The sequence below is a fragment of the Pseudomonas sp. F-14 TE3623 genome, assembly GCF_053629015.1.
The window spans coordinates 2407003-2432267 of sequence record NZ_JBRJHM010000001.1 but is presented as its reverse complement, the minus strand read 5'-3'; the positions used below and the strand labels follow the sequence as shown (position 1 = coordinate 2432267).

The 25265-nt window shown below is 60.0% G+C and carries 24 protein-coding genes and 1 pseudogene; 10 read left to right on the top strand and 15 right to left on the bottom strand.

Annotated elements, in window-relative coordinates:
- Positions 1–46: 46 nt before the first annotated feature.
- From AB7M29_RS11020 to AB7M29_RS10985, 8 genes are all read right to left on the bottom strand, one after another.
- The gene (locus tag AB7M29_RS11020) at positions 47–589 is read right to left on the bottom strand and encodes a DUF2058 domain-containing protein (RefSeq protein WP_052966627.1); all 543 of its coding nucleotides are present in this window, start codon (positions 587–589) and stop codon (positions 47–49) included.
- 28 nt (positions 590–617) lie between these two features.
- Positions 618–1451 (bottom strand): nucleoside triphosphate pyrophosphohydrolase, encoded by an 834-nt coding sequence (mazG, locus tag AB7M29_RS11015; RefSeq protein WP_201059628.1) that lies wholly within the window; start codon positions 1449–1451, stop codon positions 618–620.
- A 136-nt stretch (positions 1452–1587) separates the two neighbouring features.
- Positions 1588–3831, bottom strand: a complete 2244-nt coding sequence (relA, locus tag AB7M29_RS11010) for a GTP diphosphokinase (protein WP_038979473.1) — start codon at positions 3829–3831, stop codon at positions 1588–1590.
- A gap of 128 nt (positions 3832–3959) precedes the next feature.
- Entirely contained in the window at positions 3960–5312 is a 1353-nt protein-coding gene (gene rlmD / locus AB7M29_RS11005) for a 23S rRNA (uracil(1939)-C(5))-methyltransferase RlmD (protein ID WP_454246849.1), read from the bottom strand.
- Positions 5312–6214 carry a cysteine synthase CysM gene (gene cysM / locus AB7M29_RS11000; protein WP_007899067.1) on the bottom strand — a complete coding sequence of 301 codons (903 nt, stop codon included), beginning with the start codon at positions 6212–6214 and terminating at the stop codon, positions 5312–5314. The genes rlmD and cysM overlap by 1 nt, the downstream gene beginning before the upstream one ends.
- A 108-nt stretch (positions 6215–6322) precedes the next feature.
- A complete protein-coding gene (locus AB7M29_RS10995; protein WP_454246848.1) occupies positions 6323–7345 on the bottom strand; it encodes a PDDEXK nuclease domain-containing protein in 1023 nt (340 codons plus the stop codon).
- A gap of 182 nt (positions 7346–7527) precedes the next feature.
- On the bottom strand, positions 7528–8958 hold the full coding sequence (locus tag AB7M29_RS10990) for a histidine kinase sensor domain-containing protein (RefSeq protein WP_454246847.1): 1431 nt from the start codon (positions 8956–8958) through the stop codon (positions 7528–7530).
- Positions 8945–9667, bottom strand: coding sequence for a response regulator transcription factor (locus tag AB7M29_RS10985; protein WP_454246846.1), 723 nt, complete (start codon positions 9665–9667; stop codon positions 8945–8947). Before AB7M29_RS10985 ends, AB7M29_RS10990 begins: the two co-directional genes overlap by 14 nt.
- A gap of 214 nt (positions 9668–9881) precedes the next feature.
- Here AB7M29_RS10985 and AB7M29_RS10980 point away from each other — a divergent pair.
- Positions 9882–12631, top strand: a pseudogene (locus AB7M29_RS10980) (response regulator).
- 105 nt (positions 12632–12736) lie between these two features.
- Complete coding sequence (locus AB7M29_RS10975; protein ID WP_217858412.1) at positions 12737–13726, top strand: 2-hydroxyacid dehydrogenase; 990 nt, start codon at positions 12737–12739, stop codon at positions 13724–13726.
- 5 nt (positions 13727–13731) lie between these two features.
- Here AB7M29_RS10975 and AB7M29_RS10970 read toward each other — a convergent pair whose 3' ends face one another.
- Positions 13732–14127 carry a hypothetical protein gene (locus tag AB7M29_RS10970; protein ID WP_123720625.1) on the bottom strand — a complete coding sequence of 132 codons (396 nt, stop codon included), beginning with the start codon at positions 14125–14127 and terminating at the stop codon, positions 13732–13734.
- A 134-nt stretch (positions 14128–14261) separates the two neighbouring features.
- On the opposite strand from AB7M29_RS10970, the gene AB7M29_RS10965 reads away from it, so the two are divergent.
- Both AB7M29_RS10965 and AB7M29_RS10960 read left to right on the top strand, forming a co-directional pair.
- A complete protein-coding gene (locus AB7M29_RS10965) occupies positions 14262–14696 on the top strand; it encodes a hypothetical protein (RefSeq protein ID WP_007899088.1) in 435 nt (144 codons plus the stop codon).
- A complete protein-coding gene (locus AB7M29_RS10960; RefSeq protein WP_052966618.1) occupies positions 14696–15100 on the top strand; it encodes an META domain-containing protein in 405 nt (134 codons plus the stop codon). The genes AB7M29_RS10965 and AB7M29_RS10960 overlap by 1 nt, the downstream gene beginning before the upstream one ends.
- Positions 15101–15185: 85 nt before the next feature.
- On the opposite strand, the gene AB7M29_RS10955 is transcribed toward AB7M29_RS10960, so the two are convergent.
- Positions 15186–15653: a TlpA family protein disulfide reductase gene (locus AB7M29_RS10955; RefSeq protein WP_217858414.1), complete on the bottom strand. Its 468-nt coding sequence runs from the start codon at positions 15651–15653 to the stop codon at positions 15186–15188.
- 114 nt (positions 15654–15767) lie between these two features.
- Between AB7M29_RS10955 and arsC the strand changes: the two genes are divergently transcribed.
- From arsC to AB7M29_RS10940, 3 genes are read left to right on the top strand one after another with little or no spacing between them, the layout of a single operon-like run.
- On the top strand, positions 15768–16121 hold the full coding sequence (arsC, locus tag AB7M29_RS10950; RefSeq protein ID WP_052966616.1) for an arsenate reductase (glutaredoxin): 354 nt from the start codon (positions 15768–15770) through the stop codon (positions 16119–16121).
- The gene (wrbA, locus tag AB7M29_RS10945) at positions 16118–16714 is read left to right on the top strand and encodes an NAD(P)H:quinone oxidoreductase (RefSeq protein ID WP_095634377.1); all 597 of its coding nucleotides are present in this window, start codon (positions 16118–16120) and stop codon (positions 16712–16714) included. Before arsC ends, wrbA begins: the two co-directional genes overlap by 4 nt.
- 1 nt (position 16715) lies before the next feature.
- The gene (locus AB7M29_RS10940) at positions 16716–17141 is read left to right on the top strand and encodes a DUF2069 domain-containing protein (RefSeq protein ID WP_038979465.1); all 426 of its coding nucleotides are present in this window, start codon (positions 16716–16718) and stop codon (positions 17139–17141) included.
- A gap of 116 nt (positions 17142–17257) precedes the next feature.
- Here the strand turns inward: AB7M29_RS10940 and AB7M29_RS10935 are convergent, their stop codons facing one another.
- Complete coding sequence (locus tag AB7M29_RS10935; RefSeq protein WP_454246845.1) at positions 17258–17932, bottom strand: DNA-3-methyladenine glycosylase I; 675 nt, start codon at positions 17930–17932, stop codon at positions 17258–17260.
- A 146-nt stretch (positions 17933–18078) separates the two neighbouring features.
- Complete coding sequence (gene ttcA, locus AB7M29_RS10930) at positions 18079–18903, bottom strand: tRNA 2-thiocytidine(32) synthetase TtcA (RefSeq protein WP_052966613.1); 825 nt, start codon at positions 18901–18903, stop codon at positions 18079–18081.
- 313 nt (positions 18904–19216) lie between these two features.
- Here ttcA and AB7M29_RS10925 point away from each other — a divergent pair, with 313 nt between their 5' ends.
- Together AB7M29_RS10925 and AB7M29_RS10920 are read left to right on the top strand one after the other, a co-directional pair.
- Positions 19217–19819, top strand: coding sequence for a Yip1 family protein (locus tag AB7M29_RS10925; protein WP_030131100.1), 603 nt, complete (start codon positions 19217–19219; stop codon positions 19817–19819).
- A 144-nt stretch (positions 19820–19963) separates the two neighbouring features.
- Positions 19964–20458, top strand: coding sequence for a SprT family zinc-dependent metalloprotease (locus tag AB7M29_RS10920; protein ID WP_048394212.1), 495 nt, complete (start codon positions 19964–19966; stop codon positions 20456–20458).
- Positions 20459–20578: 120 nt separating this feature from the next.
- Here the strand turns inward: AB7M29_RS10920 and AB7M29_RS10915 are convergent, their stop codons facing one another.
- Positions 20579–21760, bottom strand: coding sequence for a CaiB/BaiF CoA transferase family protein (locus tag AB7M29_RS10915; RefSeq protein ID WP_454246844.1), 1182 nt, complete (start codon positions 21758–21760; stop codon positions 20579–20581).
- A gap of 145 nt (positions 21761–21905) precedes the next feature.
- Positions 21906–23240, bottom strand: a complete 1335-nt coding sequence (locus tag AB7M29_RS10910; RefSeq protein ID WP_038979460.1) for a dicarboxylate/amino acid:cation symporter — start codon at positions 23238–23240, stop codon at positions 21906–21908.
- Positions 23241–23579: 339 nt separating this feature from the next.
- Between AB7M29_RS10910 and AB7M29_RS10905 the strand changes: the two genes are divergently transcribed.
- Positions 23580–24593 carry an AraC family transcriptional regulator gene (locus tag AB7M29_RS10905; protein ID WP_454246843.1) on the top strand — a complete coding sequence of 338 codons (1014 nt, stop codon included), beginning with the start codon at positions 23580–23582 and terminating at the stop codon, positions 24591–24593.
- A gap of 120 nt (positions 24594–24713) precedes the next feature.
- On the opposite strand, the gene AB7M29_RS10900 is transcribed toward AB7M29_RS10905, so the two are convergent.
- Positions 24714–25073 carry a DUF6124 family protein gene (locus tag AB7M29_RS10900; protein WP_454246842.1) on the bottom strand — a complete coding sequence of 120 codons (360 nt, stop codon included), beginning with the start codon at positions 25071–25073 and terminating at the stop codon, positions 24714–24716.
- Between the last annotated feature and the right edge of the window lie 192 nt (positions 25074–25265).

Here is a 25265-nt window from a genome sequence, read left to right as displayed (position 1 = left end):
AACCCCGCCATGAGCGGGGTTTGTCGTTGTTGCAGTCTCTAACGGCTTACCACATCAGATCATCAGGGATCTGATAGGCCGCGTACGGATCGTCTTCGACGCTGACTTCTTCTGTCTTCACATTCAGCTGCACGATGCGCTGTGGATCGCGCTCCTGAATCTTCAGAGCCGCTTCACGCGGGATCACTTCGTAACCGCCGGCGTGGTGCACGATCGCCAGGAAGCCATTGCTGAGCTGGTTGCGCATCAGGGTGTTGACGGAGATGCGCTTGACCTTCTTGTCGTCGACGAAATTGTAGTAGTCCTCGGTGGTCAGCTTGGGCAGGCGCGAGACTTCGATCAATTGCTTGACCTGGGCGGCGCGGGCCTTCGCTTCGGCCTTCTCCTGCTGCTGGCGGTTCAGTTCCTGGTCGCGCTTGACCTTCTCGGCCATGGCTTCCTGAGCGGCACGCTGCTGGGAGTCATCGAGTTCAATCTGACCTTTGTGGGCCAGACGTTGCTGCTTCTGCTTCTCTTTGCCGACCTGTTTGGCCTGCTTTTGATTGACCAGCCCTGCTTTGAGCAACTGGTCGCGAAGGGAAATGCTCATGGTGCTTATTTCTCACTTAGGCAACTGCTCAACCGCAGCTGGGCAAATTCTTTTCCTGACGTTTGGCTTCGCCCCACAAGGCGTCCAACTCTTCGAGGGTGCAATCTTCTATGGGACGGTGGGTGTCGCGCAATGCCTGTTCGATAAATCGGAAGCGTCTTTCAAACTTTGAGTTCGCGCCGCGCAGTGCGGTTTCCGGATCGACCTTGAGGTGTCGCGCCAGATTGACCACAGAAAACAGCAAGTCGCCGACTTCATCGGCAATCGCTACCGAGTCATTGTCGGCCATGGCTTCGAGCACTTCATCGAGCTCTTCGCGCACCTTGTCGAGCACCGGCAAGGCGTCCGGCCAATCGAAACCGACCCGCCCTGCGCGCTTCTGCAATTTTGCCGAACGGGACAGCGCCGGCAACGCGGCAGGCACGTCGTCGAGCAAGGATAACTGCTGCGGCGCCGAAGACTTCTCGGCGCGCTCTTCAGCCTTGATCTCTTCCCAGCGTTGCTTGACCTGCTCCTCATTCAAACGCGGGATGTCCAGCGGCGCGTACAGATCACCGGTAGGGAACACGTGAGGATGACGGCGGATCAGTTTGCGCGTGATGCTGTCGACCACGCCTTCGAACTCGAAGCGCCCTTCTTCCCGGGCCAGTTGGCTGTAATAAACCACCTGGAACAACAAGTCGCCCAACTCACCCTGCAAATGATCGAAGTCCCCGCGCTCGATGGCGTCAGCGACTTCGTAGGCTTCTTCCAGGGTGTGCGGGACGATGGTCGCGTAGGTTTGCTTGATATCCCACGGGCAGCCGTACTGCGGGTCGCGCAGACGGTTCATCAGGTGCAATAGATCTTCAAGGTTGTACATCAATCACTCTCACTGCAAAACCCTTGTGGGAGCGGGCTTGCTCGCGAAGACGGCGGCACATCCAACATCAATGTGTCCTTCAGACCGCTTTCGCGAGCAAGCCCGCTCTCACATTTGATCGCCGCGAACCATGTCGTTACGGCGTGCGGTTACGGCGGGTTTCGATGATGTTCGGCAACTGGGAAATCCGCCCCAGCAACCGCCCCAACGCATCCAGCCCCGGAATCTCGATGGTCAGGGACATCAACGCGGTGTTGTCCTCTTTATTCGAACGGGTGTTGACCGCCAGCACGTTGATCCGCTCGTTGAGCAGCACCTGCGACACGTCACGCAGCAGACCGGAACGGTCGTAGGCGCGAATGATGATGTCCACCGGATAGGTGAGCACCGGCACCGGCCCCCAGCTGACCTGAATGATCCTCTCCGGCTCGCGCCCGGCCAGTTGCAGCACCGAGGCGCAGTCCTGACGGTGAATGCTCACGCCACGGCCCTGGGTGATGTAACCGACGATCGCATCCCCCGGCAACGGCTGGCAACAGCCGGCCATCTGGGTCATCAGGTTGCCGACGCCCTGGATCTGAATGTCGCCACGCTTGCCCGGTTTGTAGCCGGTGGCTTTGCGCGGGATCAGTTCCAGCTGTTCGTTGCCGCGTTCCGGCTCGACCAGTTGCTGCGCCAGGTTCACCAGTTGTGCCAGGCGCAAATCGCCTGCGCCCAATGCGGCGAACATGTCCTCGGCGGTCTTCATGTTGGCCTTCTCGGCCAGCTTGTCGAAGTCCACCTGCGGCAGGCCGAGGCGATTGAGTTCGCGCTCGAGCAAGGTTTTACCGGCCGCGACGTTCTGATCGCGCGCCTGCAATTTGAACCAGTGAACAATCTTCGCCCGTGCCCGCGAGGTGGTGATGTAACCCAGGTTCGGGTTCAGCCAGTCGCGGCTTGGGGTGCCGTGCTTGCTGGTGATGATCTCGACCTGTTCACCGGTTTGCAGACTGTAGTTGAGCGGCACGATACGCCCGTTGATCTTGGCGCCGCGGCAGTTGTGACCGATTTCGGTGTGCACGCGGTAGGCGAAGTCCAGCGGTGTCGCGCCCTTCGGCAAGTCGATGGCGTGACCGTCCGGGGTAAAGATGTAGACCCGGTCCGGCTCGATATCGACCCGCAATTGTTCGGCAAGGCCACCAATATCGCCCAGCTCTTCGTGCCACTCGAGGACCTGACGCAGCCAGGAGATTTTCTCTTCGTAGTGGTTCGAGCCGGACTTGACGTCGGTGCCCTTGTATTTCCAGTGGGCGCAGACCCCCAGTTCGGCTTCCTCGTGCATGGCGTGGGTGCGGATCTGCACTTCCAGCACCTTGCCTTCAGGGCCGATCACCGCGGTGTGCAGCGAGCGGTAGCCGTTCTCTTTCGGGTTGGCGATGTAGTCGTCGAACTCTTTCGGGATGTGCCGCCACAGGGTGTGGACGATGCCGAGCGCGGTGTAGCAGTCGCGCATTTCCGGCACCAGTACACGAACCGCGCGCACGTCGTAGATCTGGCTGAACTCCAGACCCTTGCGCTGCATTTTGCGCCAGATCGAATAGATGTGTTTGGCCCGGCCGCTAATGTCGGCATCGACGCCGGTAGCCTGCAACTCGTCTTTGAGTTGGGTCATCACATCAGCGATAAAGCGCTCGCGATCCAACCGTCGCTCGTGGAGCAACTTGGCGATCTGCTTGTACTGGTCGGGCTCAAGATAGCGGAAGGACAAGTCCTCCAGCTCCCACTTGATATGACCGATACCGAGGCGATGGGCCAGCGGCGCGTAAATGTCGAAGACTTCACGGGCGACGCGGTTGCGCTTCTCGTCGTCGGCAGTTTTCACCGCGCGGATCGCACAGGTACGTTCAGCCAGTTTGATCAGCGCGACGCGCACGTCGTCGACCATGGCCACGAGCATTTTGCGCAGGTTCTCGACCTGGCCCTGAGTGCCCAGCACCAAGGATTGACGGGGGCTCAGGCTGGCGCTGATCGCCGCCATGCGCAACACGCCGTCGATGAGTTTGGCGACCACCGGACCGAAACGCTGGCTGACCGCCGGCAATTGGATCTGACCTTCGCGCACGCCGCGGTACAGCACCGCTGCGACCAACGAATCCTGGTCGAGTTTGAGGTCGGCGAGAATCTCGGCGATCTCAAGGCCGGTGCGGAAACTCGAGGTCCCTTCGGACCACAGATTCTTCGCCGCATTGGCTTGTTGTTCGGCCTCGCGAGCGAACTCGCAGGCTTCCTTCAAGGCTTCGCGATCCAGTGCCGCATCGACACTGACCGCATGATCGAGCCAAGCCTCGAGATTGATACTGCCGTCGGTGTTGATCGGCTGGTGTGCTCTCACCTGTACCATCTTGCTTTACCTTCCCTACGACGCAGATTCAATGCGTCAAATCGCTGACCTTTGCTGCCCGTGTGCACTCGCGGGGCTAAGACGAATGCGCTTTGCACGAGCGGGTCAGTCGGACCAGACGAGCCGTCCTAGCTCGCTTCAAATAACGCCATGGCCTCGACATGTGCCGTCTGAGGAAACATATCGAGAATCCCGGCACGTTTTAACCGGTAGCCCTGCTTGATCAATTCGACTGTGTCGCGCGCCAGCGTTGCAGGGTTGCATGACACATACACCAATCGTTTGGCGCCCAGGGACGCCAGCTTGCGCACCACCTCGAAAGCGCCGTCGCGAGGTGGGTCCAAGAGTACCGCACAAAAGCCTTCATCTGCCCATTCGGCATCGGCCAAAGGCTGGGATAAATCGGCCTGAAAAAACTTCGCATTATGCAAATTGTTGTCAGCGGCATTCGCGGCGGCCCGCTCGACCATTGCCTGCACGCCCTCCACCGCCACCACTTCGCGGACGGTTTTGGCCAGCGGCAAGGCAAAGTTGCCCAACCCACAAAACAGATCCAGAACCCGCTCATCAGATTTCGGCGCCAGCCACGCCAACGCCTGGGCGACCATTGCTTCGTTGACCCCGGCGTTGACCTGGATGAAATCTCCTGGCCGATACGCCAGGTTCAAGTCCCACTGTTCAAGGCGATAGCCCAGCGACTGATCGGCCTCGACCGGTTGCGGCTCGCCGTCGCCATGCAGCCACAACTGGGCTTCATGGAACGCGCAGAATTCCTTGAGGATGGTCATGTCGGCTTCGGACAACGGCGCCATGTGCCGCAGCAATACCGCCAATGACGAACCGCTGAACAACTCCACATGCCCCAGTGCCTGAGGTTTGCTCAAGCGCCGCAGCATCTCCGGCAAGCGGGTCATGATCGGTTGCAAGGGCTGTACCAGCACCAGGCATTCGTTGATGGCGACGATGTCCTGACTGCCGGCAGCGCGGAAGCCGACTTCGAGTTTTTTCGCTTTCATGTCCCAACGCACCGCCACTCGGGCGCGACGACGGTAGCCGAATTCCGGACCGCTCAACGGCGCTGCCCACTCTTCAGGTTCGACACCGGCCACCCGCGACAATTGCTCGGCGAGCATGCGCTGTTTCAGGGCGAGCTGTTCGTTGTGGGGCAAATGCTGCACGCTGCAACCGCCGCAGCGAGCGGCATGAGCGCACGGTGCCGGGCGGCGCAATTCACTGGCCTGGAACACGCGCTCGGTGCGCGCCTCGACCACTTTGCCGTGGGCACCCAAGACCCGCGCCTCGACTTCTTCACCGGCCAATGCGCCGATGACGAACCAGGTGCGACCTTCGAAAAACGCGATACCGCGACCGTCATTGGCCAAGCGCTCGATGGTCAAGCGCTGCTTTTTGCCGGTCGGGACTTGCGGGGCCTTGCTGCCGCCCGTGGGCTGGAAGCGCAGGCCTCTCTCTTGCTTGGCCATCAGTTGGGCGCGTCGAAAATGCCGGTCGACAAGTAACGGTCGCCACGGTCGCAGATGATCGCGACGATCACCGCGTTTTCAACTTCTTTGGACAGGCGCAGCATCGCCGCCACGGCACCGCCCGAAGACACGCCGCAGAAGATGCCTTCTTCGCGCGCCAGACGACGGGTCACGTCTTCGGCTTCGCTTTGCGCCATGTCGACGATCCGGTCCACGCGCTCGGCCTGGTAGATCTTCGGCAGGTATTCCTGCGGCCAGCGACGGATGCCCGGAATCGCCGAGCCTTCCATCGGTTGCAGCCCGATGATCTGCACGTTGTCGTTCTGCTCTTTCAAGTAGCGCGAAACGCCCATGATGGTGCCGGTGGTGCCCATCGAGCTGACGAAATGAGTGATGGTGCCTTCGGTCTGGCGCCAGATTTCCGGACCGGTGGTGGTGTAGTGCGCCTCAGGGTTGTCACCGTTGGCGAACTGATCCAGCACTTTGCCGCGGCCTTCGGCTTCCATTCGCTGGGCGAGATCGCGAGCGCCTTCCATGCCTTCTTCCTGGCTGACCAGAATCAGCTCGGCGCCATAAGCCGTCATGGCGGCTTTACGCTCGGCGCTGGAGTTGTCCGGCATGATCAGGATCATCTTGTAACCCTTGATCGCGGCAGCCATGGCCAGGGCGATCCCGGTGTTGCCCGAGGTCGCTTCGATCAGCGTATCGCCGGCGTGGATCTGCCCGCGCAATTCGGCGCGGGTGATCATCGACAGCGCCGGACGGTCCTTGACCGAACCCGCCGGGTTGTTCCCTTCGAGCTTGAGCAAAAGGGTGTTGCTGGTGGCGCCAGGCAGGCGCTGCAAACGGACCAGCGGAGTGTTGCCGACGCAATCGGCGATGGTTGGGTACTGCAAGGTCATGGCGTATTCGCAATCCAGACTGCGGGGGCGCCTATCATACCGGCAAACGTGCGCAGGCCATATCACGCAAAGTAAGGGGCTTATGGCGAATGGGAATAAGGGGCTGGATCAGTACTCTTCACCTTGCGCGACATTCAATGCATAGAACTCATGCAACTTGGCCTGCAACAACTGTTTGTCCGGTAGCTGCACCTGGTATTCAGCGATCAGCGCTGGCGACAGGCTGCGGTTAAGGGCGTATTCAACCACCTCGTCATCCTTGCTGGCGCAGAGCAATACACCAATGGCCGGGTTTTCGTGGGGTTTGCGCTCCTTGCGATCCAGCGCTTCCAAATAGAAGTTCAGCTTGCCCAAATACTCCGGTTTAAAACGACCGACCTTAAGCTCAATGGCTACAAGACAATTAAGGCCGCGGTGGAAGAACAGCAGATCCAGGGCAAAATCACACCCACCCACTTGAAGCGGATACTCGGAACCGACAAAGCAGAAATCGCGGCCGAGTTCGCTCAGGAATTCTTTGAGGCGCGCCATCAACCCTTTATGCAGATCAGTTTCGGCATGGCCACCCGGCAGGTCGAGAAAATCGAGCATGTAGGCGTCGCGGAATATCTCAAGCGCTGCCGGGTGGGCTTGTCTCAGCACTGCTGAGATTTTTGCTGGTTGGGTCACGCTTCGTTCGAACAGTGCGGTCTTGAACTGACGCTCTAGTTCGCGCTTCGACCATTTCTCCTGAACTGCCAAACGGACGTAGAACTCCCGCTCTTCCGGCCGTTTACTCTGGCTGAAAATGATCAGGTTGTGCGACCAGGACAATTGTCGCACCAGTGGTGCGACTTTCTCTTCAGCGTGATAAGTCTCATAGAACTGGCGCATGCGAAACAAGTTCGACCGAGTAAAACCGCGCAACCCAGGTTGAGACGTGGCCAGATGCTCAGCCAGTTGGCTGACCACAGAATCGCCCCACTCAGCCTGTTCCAGTTTGCGACTGATGTAAGCACCCACCTGCCAATACAGCTCGATCAACTGGGTATTCACCGTCTGCATGGCCTGCTGTTTGGCACTTTGAATCAGCGCAAGCACTTCATTGAAACGATCGTCGGTTGCGTTGTCGGGGACACTGGATGCATTCATGCCGAACTCCTTGAGGACGAGGAAAAACGCGAGTCTATTCCGTCGAATCAGGCATAAGGTGTCGGCAATACCCTTTAGGAAAGGTCGTACAAATAAACGGGAACGCTCCGGCAAAAGCTGAACGGCGGTGGCTGGAAGAGCGGCATCGCGAGCAGGCTCGCTCCCACAGGAGTCTAGGTTGATCACACTATCTGTGGCTTACACACACCCAATGTGGGAGCGAGCCTGCTCGCGATGGCGTCCTTAAAGATGCCATCATTCTCAGTCACCAACCGCATATTCAGCCGCAATCCACGTCCGGTATTCTCCGCCCAAAGCCGCCCACCCTGCCGCTGCACCGCATTCCTCGCGATGCTCAAACCCAATCCAAATCCGCCATCCCCCGGCCGCGAACCATCGAGCCGGATGAACGGCGAAAAAATCCGTTCAAGATCCTCGTCAGCCACCCCGCCGCCCTCGTCTTCCAGCCATAGATGCCAGAAGTCGCCATCGCGCCGACCACCGAGCGTCACGACACCGCCCTTGGGTGAATGACGAATGGCGTTGCGCAGAATGTTTTCCAGCGCCTGGGCCAGGGTATTGAGATGGCCGCGCACCCAGCAGGATGCATCCACCGCGCAGTGCAACTGACTCACCGGCCAGCCACTTTCATAGCAGGCGTTTTCCGTGAGCATTTCCCATAAGGCCTGAACCTGGATCGCTTCATCGGGCAACGGCGCGCGCTCGGTGTCGAGCCAGGCGAGTTGCAGGGCGTCCTCGACCAGGCGCTGCATGCCGTCGACTTCTCGGCCAATGCGTTCACGCAGTTGCCCGAGGCTTTGCTCGCTTTCGCTGGCCACCCGCAGCCGGCTCAGCGGTGTGCGCAATTCATGGGACAGGTCGCGCAGCAGTTGCTGTTGCAGGGCCACCGTGCTTTGCAGGCGCTCGGCCATGTGATCGAAGGCCCTGCCCAGTTCACCCAATTCATCCGAGCGGTTGGTGGTGCGACTCGATAAACGCACAGTCAGTTGGTCGGCGCGCCAGGCGTTGGCCTGTTCGCGCAGGCTGTTCAATGGCACGACCAGCAATCGATACAGCCCCACGCACAGCAGCAGGGTAAACAGCCCGGGAATCACCCCATTGGTGATCACCCGCCAAAACACCCGGTAGCGTCCAGGCATGAAACGCTGAGGCAACTCGATCACCAGGCTGCCGGCAGACGGGTCGTTGGGAAATGGAATTTTCAGCCACGGCAGGCCCTGATTACGCCGACTCACTGGCCAATCCAGACCGCGCAAAAAAGTCAGTCGCTGGATTTCCTGGTTGGCCAGCGGATAACTGCTCAAGGATTGCAAGTCGCCACCAATGACACCGACCCAGGTCGACTCGTGCTGGCCGATACGCCGCAACCAGGCATCAATGCCTGCACTCTGCTGTTCGTTCCACGCCCGCTCCGCCTCGGCGGCGTAGCGCGTCAGGGTGCCCCGGGCTTCGTCGGACAGGAAGAGGTTCTTCTTTTCCATGTAGCGGCCCCAGGACCAGCTCAACCAGATCATCAGCAGACAGAACGCCACCAACAAACAAGCCAGTTTCCAGAACAGTGAATGCCGGCCCGGCACGTCAGACCATTTCATCGGCCGCACTCAATACATACCCCTTGCCCCAGACCGTACGCACTTCGCGCTCGGTGTAACCGATGGCCTTGAGCTTGCGGCGAATCTGACTGATGTGCATGTCGAGGCTGCGGTCATGGGGCGCATAACCGCGCTGTAACACCTGCTGATAAAGGAATGCCTTGCTTAGTACTTCATCACCGTTGCGATTCAATGTATCCAACAACCGATATTCGCTGCGAGTCAGGCCGGCCGCGTGCTCGCTCAAAAAGACCTCGCACCGTTCATCGTCGAAACGCAGGCTGTCCATCGCAGGTGCAATCGGTGCCGGCGCCGGCCGCCGGTCGAGCGCCACCCGCCGCAGGATCGCCTCGATGCGCACCCGCAACTCGGCCATGCTGAAAGGTTTGGGCAGGTAATCGTCGGCGCCGAGGCGAAAGCCACTGATGCGATCCGCCTCCGCGCCCAGCGCCGACATCAGCACCACCGGCGTGGAATGGCTCTGGCGCAATTGGGTCAGCACCGCCAGGCCATCCAGCCCCGGCAGCAGAATATCCATCAACACCACATCGAAGGCTTGTTGGCGGGCAATGTCCAACCCTTCCTGGCCGTTCTGGCACCAGGTCACCTGAAAACCGCTGCGCCCCAGATGCTCATGGACGTAGGCACCGAGCACCAGATCATCTTCGATGGAGAGGATGCGGGGATGGTTAATAGAGATGGGAGTCATGAGTATCTGCAAATAATTCTCAGTTGCCGATTATTCAAGATTGCCCCACCAGGGGCAAGCCAAGGTTTGCCCCCGAGAGCAAAGCATTGATCTGGCCGACGAATGACGACATCAATTTTACGAAGATTGCCCGCATGCAAATCGCTACACTGCGCAGGTGGCGCGTGCCGGAAGTACGTGCAGGTCAATAAACAGCTGGATGCGGGAGAGATGCGTGCTCAAGAAACTGGGAATTAAAGGCCGCGTGCTGTTGCTGACTCTGTTGCCGACCACCCTGATGGCGCTGGTCCTGGGCGGCTATTTCACCTGGATGCAGCAATCAGACCTGCAATCCCAACTCATGCAGCGCGGCGAAATGATTGCCGAACAGTTGGCGCCGCTGGTGGCCCCGGCCATGGGTCGCAAAGACGACGACCTGCTGGAACGCATCGCCACCCAGTTCCTGGAACAAACCGACGTGCGCGCGGTGACGTTCCTCGCCCCCGACCGCACACAGTTGGCCCACGCCGGTCCGACCATGCTCAATCAGGCCCCTTTGGGCAACGGCTCACAGCTGTTGCCCAAAGGGGCAATGACGCCACGCGCTACCTGCTGCCGGTGTTCGGCAAGCACCGCAACCTGGCCGGCGACCTAATCCCCGATGAAGCCGACCGCCTGCTGGGTTGGGTCGAACTCGAACTGTCACACAGTGGCATGTTGCTGCGCGGTTACCGCAGTCTGTTCGCCAGCCTGCTGCTGATCGGCGGTGGCCTGGTCGGTGCGGCGCTGCTGGCGTTGCGCATGGGCCGGACCATCAACCGGCCATTGAGCCAGATCAAACAAGCCGTGGCACAGCTCAAGGACGGTCATCTGGAAACCCGCCTGCCGCCCCTCGGCAGCCATGAGCTGGATGAACTGGCGTCCGGCATCAACCGTATGGCCGGAACCCTGCAGAACGCTCAGGAAGAATTGCAAAACAGCGTCGACCAGGCCACCGAAGACGTGCGTCAGAACCTGGAAACCATCGAAATCCAGAACATCGAGCTCGACCTGGCGCGCAAGGAAGCCCTGGAGGCGAGCCGGATCAAATCAGAGTTCCTGGCCAACATGAGCCATGAAATCCGCACACCGCTCAACGGCATTCTCGGCTTCACGCATTTGCTGCAAAAAAGTGAATTGACACCACGCCAGCTCGATTACCTGGGCACCATCGAAAAATCCGCCGATAGCCTGCTGGGGATCATCAACGAGATTCTCGACTTCTCGAAAATCGAGGCCGGCAAACTGGTGCTCGACCATATTCCGTTCAACCTGCGCGACCTGCTGCAAGACACCTTGAACATCCTTGCCCCGGCTGCCCACGCCAAAGAGCTTGAGCTGGTGAGCCTGGTTTATCGCGATACTCCATTGTCGCTGGTGGGCGATCCCCTGCGACTCAAGCAGATCCTCACCAACCTTGTGAGCAATGCGATCAAGTTCACCCGCGAAGGCACCATCGTCGCCCGGGCCATGCTCGAAGAAGAGTATGAAGACAGGGTGCAACTGCGCATCAGCATTCAGGACACCGGCATTGGTCTGTCGAACCAGGACGTGCGCGCCTTGTTCCAGGCCTTCAGCCAGGCCGATAACTCGCTGTCCCGACAACCTGGCGGCACCGGCCTGGGGCTGGTGATTTCCAAACGCCTGATTGAACAGATGGGCGGCGAGATCGGCGTCGACAGTACACCGGGCGAAGGCTCGGAATTCTGGATCAGCCTGAGCTTGCCCAAAGCCCGCGACGACGCCGAAGACCTGCCCGGTCCACCGCTGCTCGGACAACGGGTGGCGGTGTTGGAAAACCATGAGCTGGCCCGTCAGGCCTTGCAGCATCAACTGGAAGACTGCGGCCTGACAGTCACGCCGTTCAACACCCTGGAAAGTCTGGCCAACGGCGTGACCGGCGCCCATCAGACCGATCAGGCAATCGGCCTGGCAGTGCTCGGCATCACCAGCAATGACATGCCGCCGGAGCGCCTCAACCAGCATATCTGGGACCTCGAACACCTGGGTTGCCGAGTGTTGGTGCTGTGCCCGACCACCGAACTGACGCTGTTCCACCTCTCGGTGCCCAACCCCCACAGCCAGCTGCAGTCCAAACCGGCCTGCACGCGCAAACTGCGGCGGGCCCTGTCCGATATGGTCAACCCGCGCCAGCAGCGCAGCGACCCCGGCGAGCCCCTTTCCAGCCGCGCGCCGAAGGTCCTGTGCGTCGACGACAACCCGGCCAATCTGCTGCTGGTGCAAACCCTGCTCGAAGACATGGGCGCCAAAGTGCTCGCAGTGGAAAGCGGTTACGCCGCGGTCAAGGCCGTACAGAACGAAACCTTCGACCTGGTGCTGATGGACGTGCAGATGCCCGGCATGGATGGCCGCCAAAGCACCGAATCCATTCGCCAGTGGGAAAACGAGCGGCATTGCACGCCGCTGCCGATCGTTGCCCTTACCGCCCACGCAATGGCCAACGAAAAACGCGCGTTGCTGCAAAGCGGTATGGATGACTACCTGACCAAACCCATCAGCGAACGGCAACTGGCGCAGGTGGTGTTGAAATGGACCGGCCTGGCGTTGCGTAATCTGGGGCCGGAGCGTTCCAGCGAAAGCAACAACGGTAATGATTTGCAGGTGCTCGATCACGAAGAAGGCCTGCGTCTGGCGGCCGGCAAGGCTGATCTGGCGGCGGACATGCTGGCCATGCTGCTGGCCTCCCTGGAGGCTGACCGCGAGGCCATTCGCGTCGCTCGTGAAGCCAATGACCAGAATGCCCTGATCGAACGAGTCCACCGCCTGCATGGGGCCACCCGTTATTGCGGCGTCCCGCAACTGCGCGCCGCCTGCCAGCGCAGCGAAACCCTGCTCAAGCAACAGGACGCAAAAGCCCCCGGCGCGCTGGAAGAACTCGAACGAGCCATCAATCGCCTGGCGGCCCATGCGCGTATCAATGCCTGATGCAGCGCAATAACGCCGGGCGCCTTGAAGGCTAAGCTCATGGCCTGTAGCAGCTGCCGAACGCAGGCTTCGCCAGCTGCTACAGGTAACTTCCAGGAGGACAACATGCGCACGATTCTTTTCAGCAGCCAGACCTACGACCGCGACAGTTTCTTGAGTACCGACCTGCCCGCCGGCATCGAGCTGCATTTCCAGCCGGCGCGACTGAGCCTCGACACGGTGGCGCTGGCGGAGCATCACGAAGTGGTCTGTGCCTTCATCAATGATGACCTCAGCGCTCCGGTACTCGAACGTCTGGCCGCGGGCGGTACACGCCTGATTGCCCTGCGCTCGGCCGGTTACAACCATGTCGACCTGGTGGTAGCGAAGCGCCTGGGGTTGGCGATTGTGCGGGTTCCGGCCTACTCGCCTCACGCGGTGGCCGAACATGCGGTGGCGCTGATTCTGGCGCTTAATCGCCGACTGCACCGTGCCTATAACCGTACGCGCGAGGGGGATTTCAGCTTGCATGGGCTGACCGGTTTCGACCTCGTGGGCAAGACCGTCGGCGTCGTCGGTACCGGGCAGATCGGCGCGACTTTCGCGAAAATCATGAACGGCTTCGGCTGCCAGTTGCTGGCCTGTGATCCTTACCCGAACCCGCAGGTCGAAGCGCTCGGCGCGCGCTACCTCAGCTTGCCGCAACTACTCGCCGAGTCGCAGATCATCAGCCTGCATTGTCCGCTCACCGAACAGAGCAAACACTTGATCAACAGCAAGTCACTGGCGCAGATGCAGCCGGGCGCAATGTTGATCAACACCGGGCGCGGCGGTCTGGTGGACACGCCGGCGCTGATCGATGCGTTGAAGGACGGCCAATTGGGCTATCTGGGGCTGGATGTTTATGAAGAGGAGGCGCAGCTGTTCTTCGAGGATCGCTCCGACTTGCCGCTGCAGGACGATGTGCTGGCGCGCCTGCTGACCTTTCCGAATGTCATCATCACGGCGCACCAGGCCTTCCTCACCCGCGAAGCCCTGGGCGCGATTGCCGCGACCACCCTGCAGAACATCGCGGCCTGGGCGGCCGGTTCGCCACAGAATCAGGTCGAGAGCTGATCGACTCAGGCCTTGGACAAAAGGATCATCAGGGCCAGCCAGCCGAAGCCCAACAAGCGCTGCCCCAGCGAATGACCGCGACGCAGCAGGAACCAGACAAAAAATGGCGGCAGCAAGAAAATCATCAGTTTCAGCCAGAGTTCCACCGGACGCGGCCCACCGGGTGCCGGTGCCGGGATCTCTGCCTCGACTTCGGCTTTACGTTTGCGCCCGAAAGCGGCCGGGGTCACCCGGGGCACGCTTTCATTGGTCGGTAAACGCCCGAAAGAAAGAGGCGCCTGCGTAGGCGTTGCCGTCGACGTAGCCGCTTGCACTGCCACCGCAGGTGCACCGCAATGAATGCAAGCAGGCGCCGTGGAGCTGATGCGTTGCTTGCACTCAAAACATTCGATCAACGCCATTTCCGTTCCTTAGAGATGCAAAAGCGGCAGTGTGCCATGACTCGACAGGTAATTTGAACCAGATCGAAGGTCACATGCCCGCGCCATGCTGCGTTCATGCCCGTGCTAGCATATCGCGCATATTTGGAGGACCCATGGTCGAACACGATTTCCGCTACAGCCTGATGAACCCGCAACACACCCTCACCGAATGCCGCGCCCTTGTGCCGGGGCGTTATCAAGTCACCGGCAACGGCGGCTCGATTCGTAATAACGACGTGCTGGTAGTGACCCTTAAAGGCAGCAAGGACTTGTCCATGCGCCTGACCGTCGAAACGGTTCGCCATCTGATCAATCCGCCGGGCCAATGGGTCGCGGTGGCCAGTGGTCCGGTGTTCGGCGAACTGGCGATCCACACCTGGAAGGTCAATTGCGACAGCTGCGCCAAAGAACTGAGCTTTGAGTTCGCGGTCGACGCCAAGCTGGGCAACAAGGCGGAAAAACCGGCGGCCACTGCGCGCATTGCCGAGCTGGGCTGGGCCACCGTTGCCGACAAGCACCTGTGCAAGAAGTGCCAGGAGCCTGCGTGATGAAACGCCTTGCTCTGAGCGCCATGGCCGGCGCCAGCCTGTTGGGCTGCGCCGCCGAACCGGTGCAATTGCAACACAACCGCAGCTACATTCTGGAATGGATCGGCGAGCGTCCGCTGATGGACTACAGCCATCTGACCATCACCCTCGATGAAGACGGTCGGGCCTATGGCAACGGCGGCTGCAACCACTGGTTTGCGCCGTATACCCTGGAAGGCGACAAGCTGAGCTTCGGCAAGATCGGCAGCACCCGCAAAATGTGTGCGCCGGCGTTGATGGAGCAGGAAAAACGCTTCCTGCAGGCGCTGGAAAACGTGCAGCGCTGGGATGTTTCACCGATCGACCAGATGCGCTTCTGGCCGGCGCAAGGCAAACCGTTGCGTTGGTGGCTTGAAGAGGGTTGATCTCCACGGCTGTAACCAAGTGACTTGTGGCGAGGGGGCAAGCCCCCTCGCCACAAAAGCTCCCTCGCCACAGGTCGGCGCTCGATCAGTTAGTCGCCTGCAACGCCTCAAGCTTCGCCATCACCCCCGCCGCCGTCTGCTCACCCATCAACTGTTCCCGCACCTTGCCCTTGTCATCGATGATGTAAGTCACCGGCAGCGCTTCACTGCGCGGCAATTCGAAAAGGTCGGCCGGGTCCTGGGCCAGCACGGTGAAGGCGATTCCCAGTTTCTCGCTGGCGCTTTTCAGCTCTTCGCCCTGCACATTGTCGAAGTTGACCCCGAACACCCCGATCTTCTTGCCCTTGAGCTGCTCGGCCAGCACGTTCAACTCGGGAATTTCGGTACGGCACGGACCGCACCATTCGGCCCAGTAATTGAGCACCAGCCATTGTTTGTCCAGACGCTCGGCGGCGACTTTGTGACCGTTCTGGTCGACGCCATAGTCGTTGCCGCAGCCCCCCAGCAATAACGCTCCCAAGATCGCCAATGCTGCTGCCAGTCGCCTTGTCATGTCTCAATCCTTGTCAAAAATAGAATGCACCTGCGACCCATCGCCTCCCAAGGTTCTGGATTACGCGCCGCACAGTTAGAATAGCCGCCACCTTACGCAAGATGCGACCCGCACATGACCGATCTGACGCTTTATCACAACCCGCGCTGCTCGAAATCCCGCGGTGCGCTCGAACTGCTCGAAGCCCGTGGCCTGGCCCCGACCGTGGTCCGCTACCTGGAAACCCCGCTGGACGCCGCGCAAATCCAGAGCCTGCTGAGCAAGCTCGGCATCAGCGCCCGGCAATTGCTGCGCACCGGCGAGGACGAGTACAAAACCCTCAACCTGGCCGACAGCAGCCTGAGCGAGGCGCAACTGATCGCCGCCATCGCCGCGCACCCGAAACTCATGGAGCGCCCGATTCTCGAAGTCGGCGACAAAGCCATCATCGGCCGTCCGCCGGAGAATGTGCTGGAGTTGCTGCCGTGAGTGCGCCGTATATTCTGGTTCTGTATTACAGCCGCAGCGGTTCGACCAATGAAATGGCCCGGCAGATTGCCCGTGGTGTCGAGCAGGCCGGCCTGGAAGCCAGGTTGCGCACGGTGCCAGCGATCTCCACTGAATGCGAAGCCGTGTCGCCGGACATTCCCGATGAAGGCGCGCTGTACGCCAGCCTCGACGACTTGAAGAACTGCGCCGGTCTGGCCCTCGGCAGCCCGACCCGGTTCGGCAACATGGCCGCACCGTTGAAGTACTTTCTCGATGGCACCAGCAACCTGTGGCTGACCGGCGCGCTGGTGGGCAAACCGGCCGGGGTCTTCACCTCCACCGCAAGCCTGCACGGCGGCCAGGAAACCACGCTGCTGTCGATGATGTTGCCGTTGCTGCACCACGGCATGCTGATCACCGGCCTGCCTTACAGCGAGTCGGCGCTGCTGGAAACCCGCGGTGGCGGCACGCCTTACGGCGCCAGCCATCACGCCGGTGCCGATGGCAAAAGCGGTTTGAATGAACACGAAGTTGCGCTGTGCCGGGCCTTGGGCCTGCGGTTGGCGAAGACTGCGCAAAAGTTGGTGAGCTGATATGGCCAAAAAGCCGAAAATTCTGCCTTCCATCGAATGGCTCGAACCGCGAGTACGGGCGATGCGCGTCATCAGCCTGCTGTGCTTTTTCGGCCTGGTGGGACTGCTCTGCGTCTACTACCTGGTATTCGCCGACCTGCATGGCGCGCGACCGTGGGTGATTCTGCTGATCGAACTGGTGCCGCTATTGTTGATGGCGCCGGGGATGATCGTCGGCAGCGCCCGTGGGCATTCGTGGATGTGTTTTGTGGTGAACCTGTATTTCATGAAGGGCGCATTGGCCGCGTATGACCCGAACCGGCAGCTGTTCGGTTTACTGGAGATGGGCGCGAGCCTGGCGGTGTTCTGCTCGGCAATGTTGTATGTGCGGTGGCGGTTCCAGTTGAACCGCAAGTTGGCCGGAGAAGGCGAGACCAGTGTCGCCTGACAGGACGCTATCGCGGGCAAGCCCGCTCCCACATTGGATCTTCAGTGGTCACATAATTTGTGAACACTCAAAAATCCTGTGGGAGCGGGCTTGCTCGCGAAGGGATCGACTCGGTCTCAATGATTCACGGTGTACGCCAGCATCATCGAAATCTGGCTCATCGGCCGCCCACCGCTCTCTTCGTGCCACTGGTTGAACGCATTCTGCACCGTGGCCATGTCCCGCAGGCTGGTCGGCACCTTGTCGACGATCTTCTGCGCACTCAGCGCCGCCACCACGTCGTAGCTCGGCACGAAGGTGTCCTTGCCGACCATCCGCAAGAATCGCGGTGCCGATAACCCGCCCAACTGGTGCCCGTGTTTTTTCAGGTAGGTCCACAAACCGACGATATCGGTCACCGGCCATTCGGCGATCAACGCGCCAAAACTGCCCTTCTCATGGGCCACGTCCAGAATGAACTGCGCATTGCGCGGCACGCTCTTGAGCTTGCCCAGGTGGCGGATGATTCGCGCGTCCTGCATCAAGCGCTCCAGATGCTCGGCGCTCATCAGCACGACTTTTTCCGGGTCGAACTTGAAGAACACCTCTTCGAACGCCGACCACTTGGCGTCCACCAGGCTGTGCTTGAGCCCGGCGCGGAACACCCGCAACGCCATGGTCGAGAGGTAGCGGTCATCGCTGATCTTGCGCAATTGCGCCGGGGTCTTGGGAACGGGCAGATGGGCTTCCAGTTCAGCTGCCGAACCGAAGCGGTTCAAGCAGTATTCGTTCAGCCACTTGTAGTCGCGCATGCCCTCTCCTGAGGATTGAAATGAAAACGGCGCCTGTGAGCGATAAAACCTGTGAGAGCGGGCTTGCTCGCGAAAGCGGTGTGCCATTCAACATGAATGTCGGCTGACACTACGCATTCGCGAGCAAGCCCGCTCCCACATATTGCTCAGAGGTTTACTACGTTGACGAACCGCGAAGCCGCCGTTTCGTCAATCTTGAGGCTGGTGAAGTCAAACAGGTTGCGGTCCGCCAGTTGCGACGGAATCACGTTCTGCAAACTGCGGAAAATGCTTTCGGTACGACCCGGGGTCTTGCGTTCCCACTCCTGGAGCATCTCTTTAACCACTTGGCGTTGCAGGTTTTCCTGGGAGCCGCAGAGGTTGCACGGGATGATCGGGAATTGCTTGAAGTCCGAGTAGGCCTGAATGTCTTTTTCATTGCAGTAGGCCAGCGGGCGGATTACCACGTTGCGACCGTCATCGGCGCGCAGCTTCGGCGGCATGGCCTTGAGCGAACCGTTGAAGAACATGTTCAGGAAGAATGTCTCGACGATGTCGTCGCGGTGGTGACCGAGGGCCATTTTGGTCGCGCCGATTTCATCGGCAAAGGTGTAGAGCGTGCCGCGACGCAGGCGCGAGCACAGCGAGCAGGTGGTCTTGCCTTCCGGGATCAGCTCCTTGACCACCGAATAGGTGTCTTTCTCGACGATGTGGTACTCGATGCCCAGTTCTTTGAGGTAAGCCGGCAGCACGTGCTCGGGAAAGCCTGGCTGCTTCTGGTCCATGTTCACGGCCACGATCTCGAACTTGATCGGGGCGACCTTCTGCAAATGCATCAGCACGTCGAGCATGGTGTAGCTGTCCTTGCCACCGGACAGGCAGACCATGACCTTGTCGCCATCTTCAATCATGTTGAAATCGGCGACAGCCTCACCGGCCTGGCGGCGAAGGCGCTTTTGCAGTTTGTTCTGGTTGACCGTGAGAGTGCCCATGACGCGAAATCCGTGAGGTGTGACGAAAGGCCGGCATTTTACGCAAAAACCCTTTCGGGGCGAAGCCTGCACTTTTAATGACTTGAGCATACCCCTGTGGCTCCCCACAGGATTCATTCGGCACAGACCCGGCGGCGATTAACAAGATTGTTTACAGCGCGATTTGCTCTAAGCCCCTCGCACTATTACCGGTAACTCCTTTCTATACTGCGGCATAAGGTCGCACACGTATTCAGACCTGTACTTACCTGGCCACTTTGGCCCGTAAGCGCTCCGCTGGGGGGCGATGGCAACAACAAGAGGAGTGACTGGCATGATCCATCACGTAGTGGGGCTCTTCACCCACCCTGACCAGGAATGGAAAGAAATCCGTGGCGACCAGGAGGAAAGCATCAGCCACATGTACCTCACGCACACCCTGATTCTGGCGGCGATCCCCGCCGTATCGGCGTTTATCGGCACCACGCAGGTCGGCTGGGTCATTGGTAACCGGGCGCCGGTGATGCTGACCATGGAAAGCGCGCTGTGGATGACCATCATGTCGTACCTGGCGATGCTCGGCGGTGTCGCGGTGATGGGCGCGTTCATCCACTGGATGGCCCGCACCTATGACGCCAACCCGAGCCTGGCACGCTGTGTCGCCTTCGCCACGTACACCGCGACTCCGCTGTTCATCGGCGGTCTGGCGGCGCTGTACCCGCACATGTGGTTGGGAATGATCGTCGGCACCGCAGCCATCTGCTACACGGTGTACTTGCTGTATGTGGGCCTGCCAACGTTCATGAACATTCCGTCGGACGAGGGATTCCTGTTTTCAAGCTCGGTGCTCGCCGTTGGACTGGTGGTGCTGGTGGCGATCATGGCGTTCACGGTGATTGTCTGGGGACTTGGCGTGGGGCCGGTCTATACCAATTAGCAACTCACCCACCAAAAACAAGATCTGCCAACACAGGCCGCCGCAAGGCGGCCTACTAATGTGAGGTACGACCATTCGGCGCCTGAGCGATTCGCAAGTCCCGAGGGTTGCGGCATACTCGACGTCTCTGGAGATCCATCAAGCATGCCCGAGCAACTCAATACCCGCGTCGAAGACTGTTTCCAACAAGCCGAATCCTTTTTCAAACGACCTTTCAAACGCCCCGTGGTGAGCCTCAAGCTACGCGGGCAAAAAGCCGGTGTCGCGCATCTGCACGAGAACCTGTTGCGCTTCAATCCGCAGCTGTACCGGGAAAACACCGAAGACTTCCTCAAACAAACCGTGGCGCATGAAGTCGCGCACCTGATCGCCCATCAATTGTTCGGCGACCGCATCCAGCCTCACGGCGAAGAGTGGCAACTGATCATGCGCGGTGTTTACGAACTGCCGCCCAACCGCTGCCACACCTACGACGTCAAACGCCGCAGCGTGACCCGCTACATCTACAAATGCCCGTGCGCCGACAGCGATTTCCCGTTTTCGGCGCAGCGCCATGGTCTGGTGAGACAGGGGCGGCGGTATTTGTGCCGGCGGTGCAGAAACACATTGGTGTTTAGTGGGGAGATGCGGGTCGAATAACGGGATTTGTGGTGTTTGGGCCGGCCCCTTCGCGAGCAAGCCCGCTCCCACATTGGATGTGTGTCATGGCGAAGGTTAAATGTGGGAGCGGGCTTGCTCGCGAAGGCGCCCTTACAGGCACTACACAACCACCCTGGCACGCCGCAATTCCTCGATCCGCTCAACACTAAACCCCAACTCCCCCAACACCTGATCCGTATGCTCACCCAGTCTCGCCCCGATATGCCGCGGCTCAGGCAATCCATCCGAAAACTTCAACGGGCAAGCCATCTGCGCCTGAGTCGAACCATCGCCCCTCGGCACCTCAGTCACCAATTCCCGCGCCTTCAACTGCGGATGCCGCACCGCTTCGCCCAGGCTCAACACCGGTTCGACACACGCGTCGAGTTCGGCAAACAGCGCGCACAACTCGTCAAAATCGTATTTTTCGAATTCAACTTTCAACGCCTCCTTGAGTACCTGTTGCCGGGCGGGTATGGATGACAAGCCCTGGGGCGCCAGTTCCTCCACCCCCAGCGCCGTGCAGAGTTGCTGCATGAACACCGGCTCCAGACTACCCACCGACAACCAGCGCCCATCGCGTGAACGGTAGTAATCGTAGAAGCTGCCGCCGTTGAGCATCTGCTCTTCCCTGCCCGGCTCCACGCCACAGGCCAGGTACCCGGCACCCGCCATGGCATTCAGGCTGAAGGCGCAGTCGGTCATGCTCACATCCAGATGCTGCCCCTGCCCGGTCTGCTGCCGCACGATCACCGCTGCCAGCAGGCCGATCACCCCGTGCAGCGAGCCACCGGCGACATCCGCCACCTGCATGCCCAACGGCACCGGCCCGCTGTCGACACGACCGGTGTAGCTCGAAAGCCCCGCCAGCGCCAGGTAGTTGATGTCGTGGCCGGCGCGATCCTTGTAGGGGCCGGTCTGGCCATAGCCGGTGATCGACACATAAATCAGCTTCGGGTTGATCGCCTTCAAGGCTTCATACCCCAAACCGAGCCGGTCCATCACGCCCGGACGAAACTGCTCCAGCACGATGTCGTGGTCCTGCAGCAATTGCTTGATCACCTCCAGCGCCTCGGGCTGCTTGAGGTCCAGCGCCAGGCTGCGCTTGTTGCGATTGAGGTACGCGTGGCTGGCCGACACGCCTTGATCATGCGGCGGCAATACTCGCAACAGGTCCATGCGGGTCGGCGATTCGATGCGCAGCACCTCGGCGCCCATATCTGCCAGCAGCAACGAGGCGAACGGCCCCGGCAGCAGTGTCGAGAAATCCAGAACCTTGAGTGATGCCAGTGGACCGAGCATAAGTGTTCTCCAGTGCGATCCCCCAAGCCTAGGCAGCCGAGGACATTGCAGCAATCACCTTATGTGTCAGTGGCGGTGACCGTTGCGCTCAAATTGCAGGCATGAAAAAACCCGCCGAAGCGGGTTTTTCATGCAGCCAGAGTACTTACTTGACGCTGGCCGGGGTTGGGCCTTCAGCCACACCCAGATCGTCGACTTCACGCTCGTCGGAGATACCGCGACCGCCGGAAGCCAGCTCGACTTGCAGCTTGTCTTCGTCCAGCTCTTTGACCCACTTGGCAACCACGATGGTGGCTACGGCGTTACCAACAAGGTTGGTCAGCGCACGGGCTTCGGACATGAAGCGGTCGATACCGAGGATCAGCGCCAGGCCGGCCACCGGCAGAGTACCCACGGCCGACAGGGTGGCTGCCAGCACGATGAAACCACTACCAGTCACACCTGCCGCACCTTTGGAGGACAACAGCAGCACCAGCAGCAAGGTAATCTGGTGAGTGAGGTCCATCGGGGTGTCAGTCGCCTGAGCAATGAACACAGCCGCCATGGTCAGGTAGATCGAAGTACCGTCGAGGTTGAACGAGTAGCCAGTCGGGATCACCAGACCCACAACCGATTTCTGCGCACCCAGGCGTTCCATCTTGATCAGCATGCGTGGCAGTGCGGATTCCGAAGAGGAAGTGCCCAGCACGATCAGCAGTTCTTCACGGATGTAGCGAATCAGTTTGATGACGCTGAAACCGTGTGCGCGGCAGATCGCGCCCAGTACCAGGACCACGAACAGGATGCAGGTGATGTAGAAGCAGATCATCAGCTGACCGAGTTGCACCAGCGAACCGACACCGTAGGCACCGATGGTGAAGGCCATCGCACCAAACGCGCCGACTGGAGCGAGCTTCATGATCATGTTGATGATGTTGAACATCACGTGAGCAAAGCGATCGATGAAGTCCAGCACCGGTTTGCCATAGGCACCCAGGCGATGCAGGGCGAAACCGAAGATCACCGAGAACATCAGCACTTGCAGGATGTCGCCATTGGCGAAGGCGCCGACGATGGTGTTCGGGATCACGTTGAGGACAAAGGCAATGATGCTCTGGTCTTTACCGGCCGAGATGAAACCGGCGATTTTGCTGGTGTCCAGGGTCGTCACGTCGATGTGCATGCCGGCGCCCGGTTGCACGACGTTGACCACGACCAGACCGATCAGCAAGGCAATGGTGGAGACGATTTCGAAGTACAGCAGCGCATAGCCGCCTGTCTTGCCCACCGATTTCATGTTCTGCATGCCGGCGATACCACTGACGACGGTACAGAAGATGATCGGCGCGATGACCATTTTGATCAGTTTGATGAACCCGTCACCCAGCGGCTTGAGGGCTACACCGGTCTGCGGGTAGAAGTGACCGAGCAGGATGCCGATAGCGATGGCAACGATCACCTGGAAGTACAGGGATTTATACAGTGGCTGACGAGTCGTCATTGCAAAGTTCCTCAAGAGTGCCTCAGAACAACATCCATCTGTTGTCCCTGACACCTCAATTGCGAACCCTCCTGCACTGGAGGGATTTGTTTTGTCGAGCTGCGCTACGGCAGACCTCTGCGGCTTGTATCGCAAGCCCCGTGCCACCTTCGAAAAAAACCCTGCCAGCCTTGTGACATCAAGGGTTACAGGTTTTTCTTCGTCACCAATCAGCTACAACGATGTGGCGGATTTCCGCCCATCAGCCAACCCTCATCCTGCAATTTGGCGGATATCCGCCTTGTTCATTCTCGACGGGCACCGCTACCATCCATTGCTCAGTGGACGGACCTGCCCTCTATGCGCGAACGCACCATCGCCAGCCATTTCGCCCGCGCCGCCCTCGGTGGCGCGCGCCGGCATGGCTACGACTATTCGAGTCTGTTGCAGCAACTGGGGATCAGCCCCGAGCTGCTCGAGGAGCCGCGCGCCCGAATCGCGCCCGAGCAGTTCGCCCGATTAATCCAGGGGCTGTGGTTGGCTCTGGACGACGAATACCTGGGCTTCGGACAGGCCCCGAGCAAACCCGGCAGCTTCGCGATGATGTGCCACGCGGTGATCCACAGCCGCACGCTGGAGAAAGCGCTCAATCGCGGTTTGTTGTTTTACAGCCTGTTCCCCGGCGCGCCGCGTCTGACGCTGAGCCGCGAAGGCGACAGGGTTCGCCTGAGCCTGGACGATTCGCCGCTGTGGGACCCGGACCATTTCCTCAGCGAGAGCCTGTTGGTGATCTGGCATCGGTTCGGCAGTTGGCTGATCGGCCAGCGCATTCGTCTGGAGCAGGCTACGTTCAGCTACCCGAGGCCCGAACACGGGGCCGAATACGACTTGCTGTTTTCCTGCCCGCTGAGCTTTTCCACCGTAAAGAGCACGACGGCGCAAAGCAGTCTGTTATTTCACAGTCGCTACCTGAACATGCCGCTGTTGCAGGACGAACGAACCCTCAAGCACTTTCTCGAGCGCTCCCCCGCCGACCTGCTATCGCGCCCCGACGAAGGCGACAGCCTGAGCAGCCGGCTGCGGCGCTTGCTCAGCCACGACAGTGCGCGCTGGCCGGACCTGGAAGCGGTGGCCGCGCACCTGCACATCAGCCCGCAAACCCTGCGTCGACATTTGCGCGAAGAAGGCACGAGTTTTCAGGAGTTGAAGGATCAGTTGCGCCGGGACATTGCGATTTATCACCTGGGGCGTGCGGACCTGTCGTTGCAACAGATTGCCGAGCAATTGGGGTTTTCCGAGCCGTCGGCGTTTCACCGGGCGTTCAAGAAATGGACGGGGTTGACGCCGGGGGCCTATCGCGCCCAAGAGCTTTAAGATCAAAAGATCGCAGCCTGCGGCAGCTCCTACCTGGGATTGTGTTCGACCGAGAGATGGCGGCGAACACCGAATCTGTAGGAGCTGCCGAAGGCTGCGATCTTTTGATTTTTTTTCTGGCTAGCCTCGCGGATCGAGGTTATCCAGCACCCGATTCACCGCCAGCTCGCCGAGCATGACCACTGATTGAATCCCCAACATCATGTTGCGATGTGGCATGTCCATCAATCCGGCGAACTCACTGAGCATCATGCTCGCCGAGGCCAGGGATGCACAGGCATTGACCAGCAGGGTTTCGTTATCGACCTCGGCACCGACGTGGTAAATGGTGCTGGGTTTGCGCGGGGTGTCTTTGGGGATGGGCGGTTTGAGGTAGTAATCGAGGGCGCGGTCGGCGGCTTCGTTGAGTTTTTTGGAATCGAGGGATTCGTAGGGGGAAACGTCGTCGGTTTCCGGAGGATTTGGCGTTGGTTTGAACATGGTGAAACTCCTTGATCAATGGAGTCGCCACATGTCGCTGCTAAACGAGAAATGGTGGCGACTGTACGCGGGTTAGCAGACCAGGGATCAAGAAACCCGGCGCACCGAAGTGCCCCACGCACAGCCACCATAACGCAGACCAGCGTAGGCAAAAATAGCCGACTGATCGAGAGGTGGCACTGCGTGCCTTGA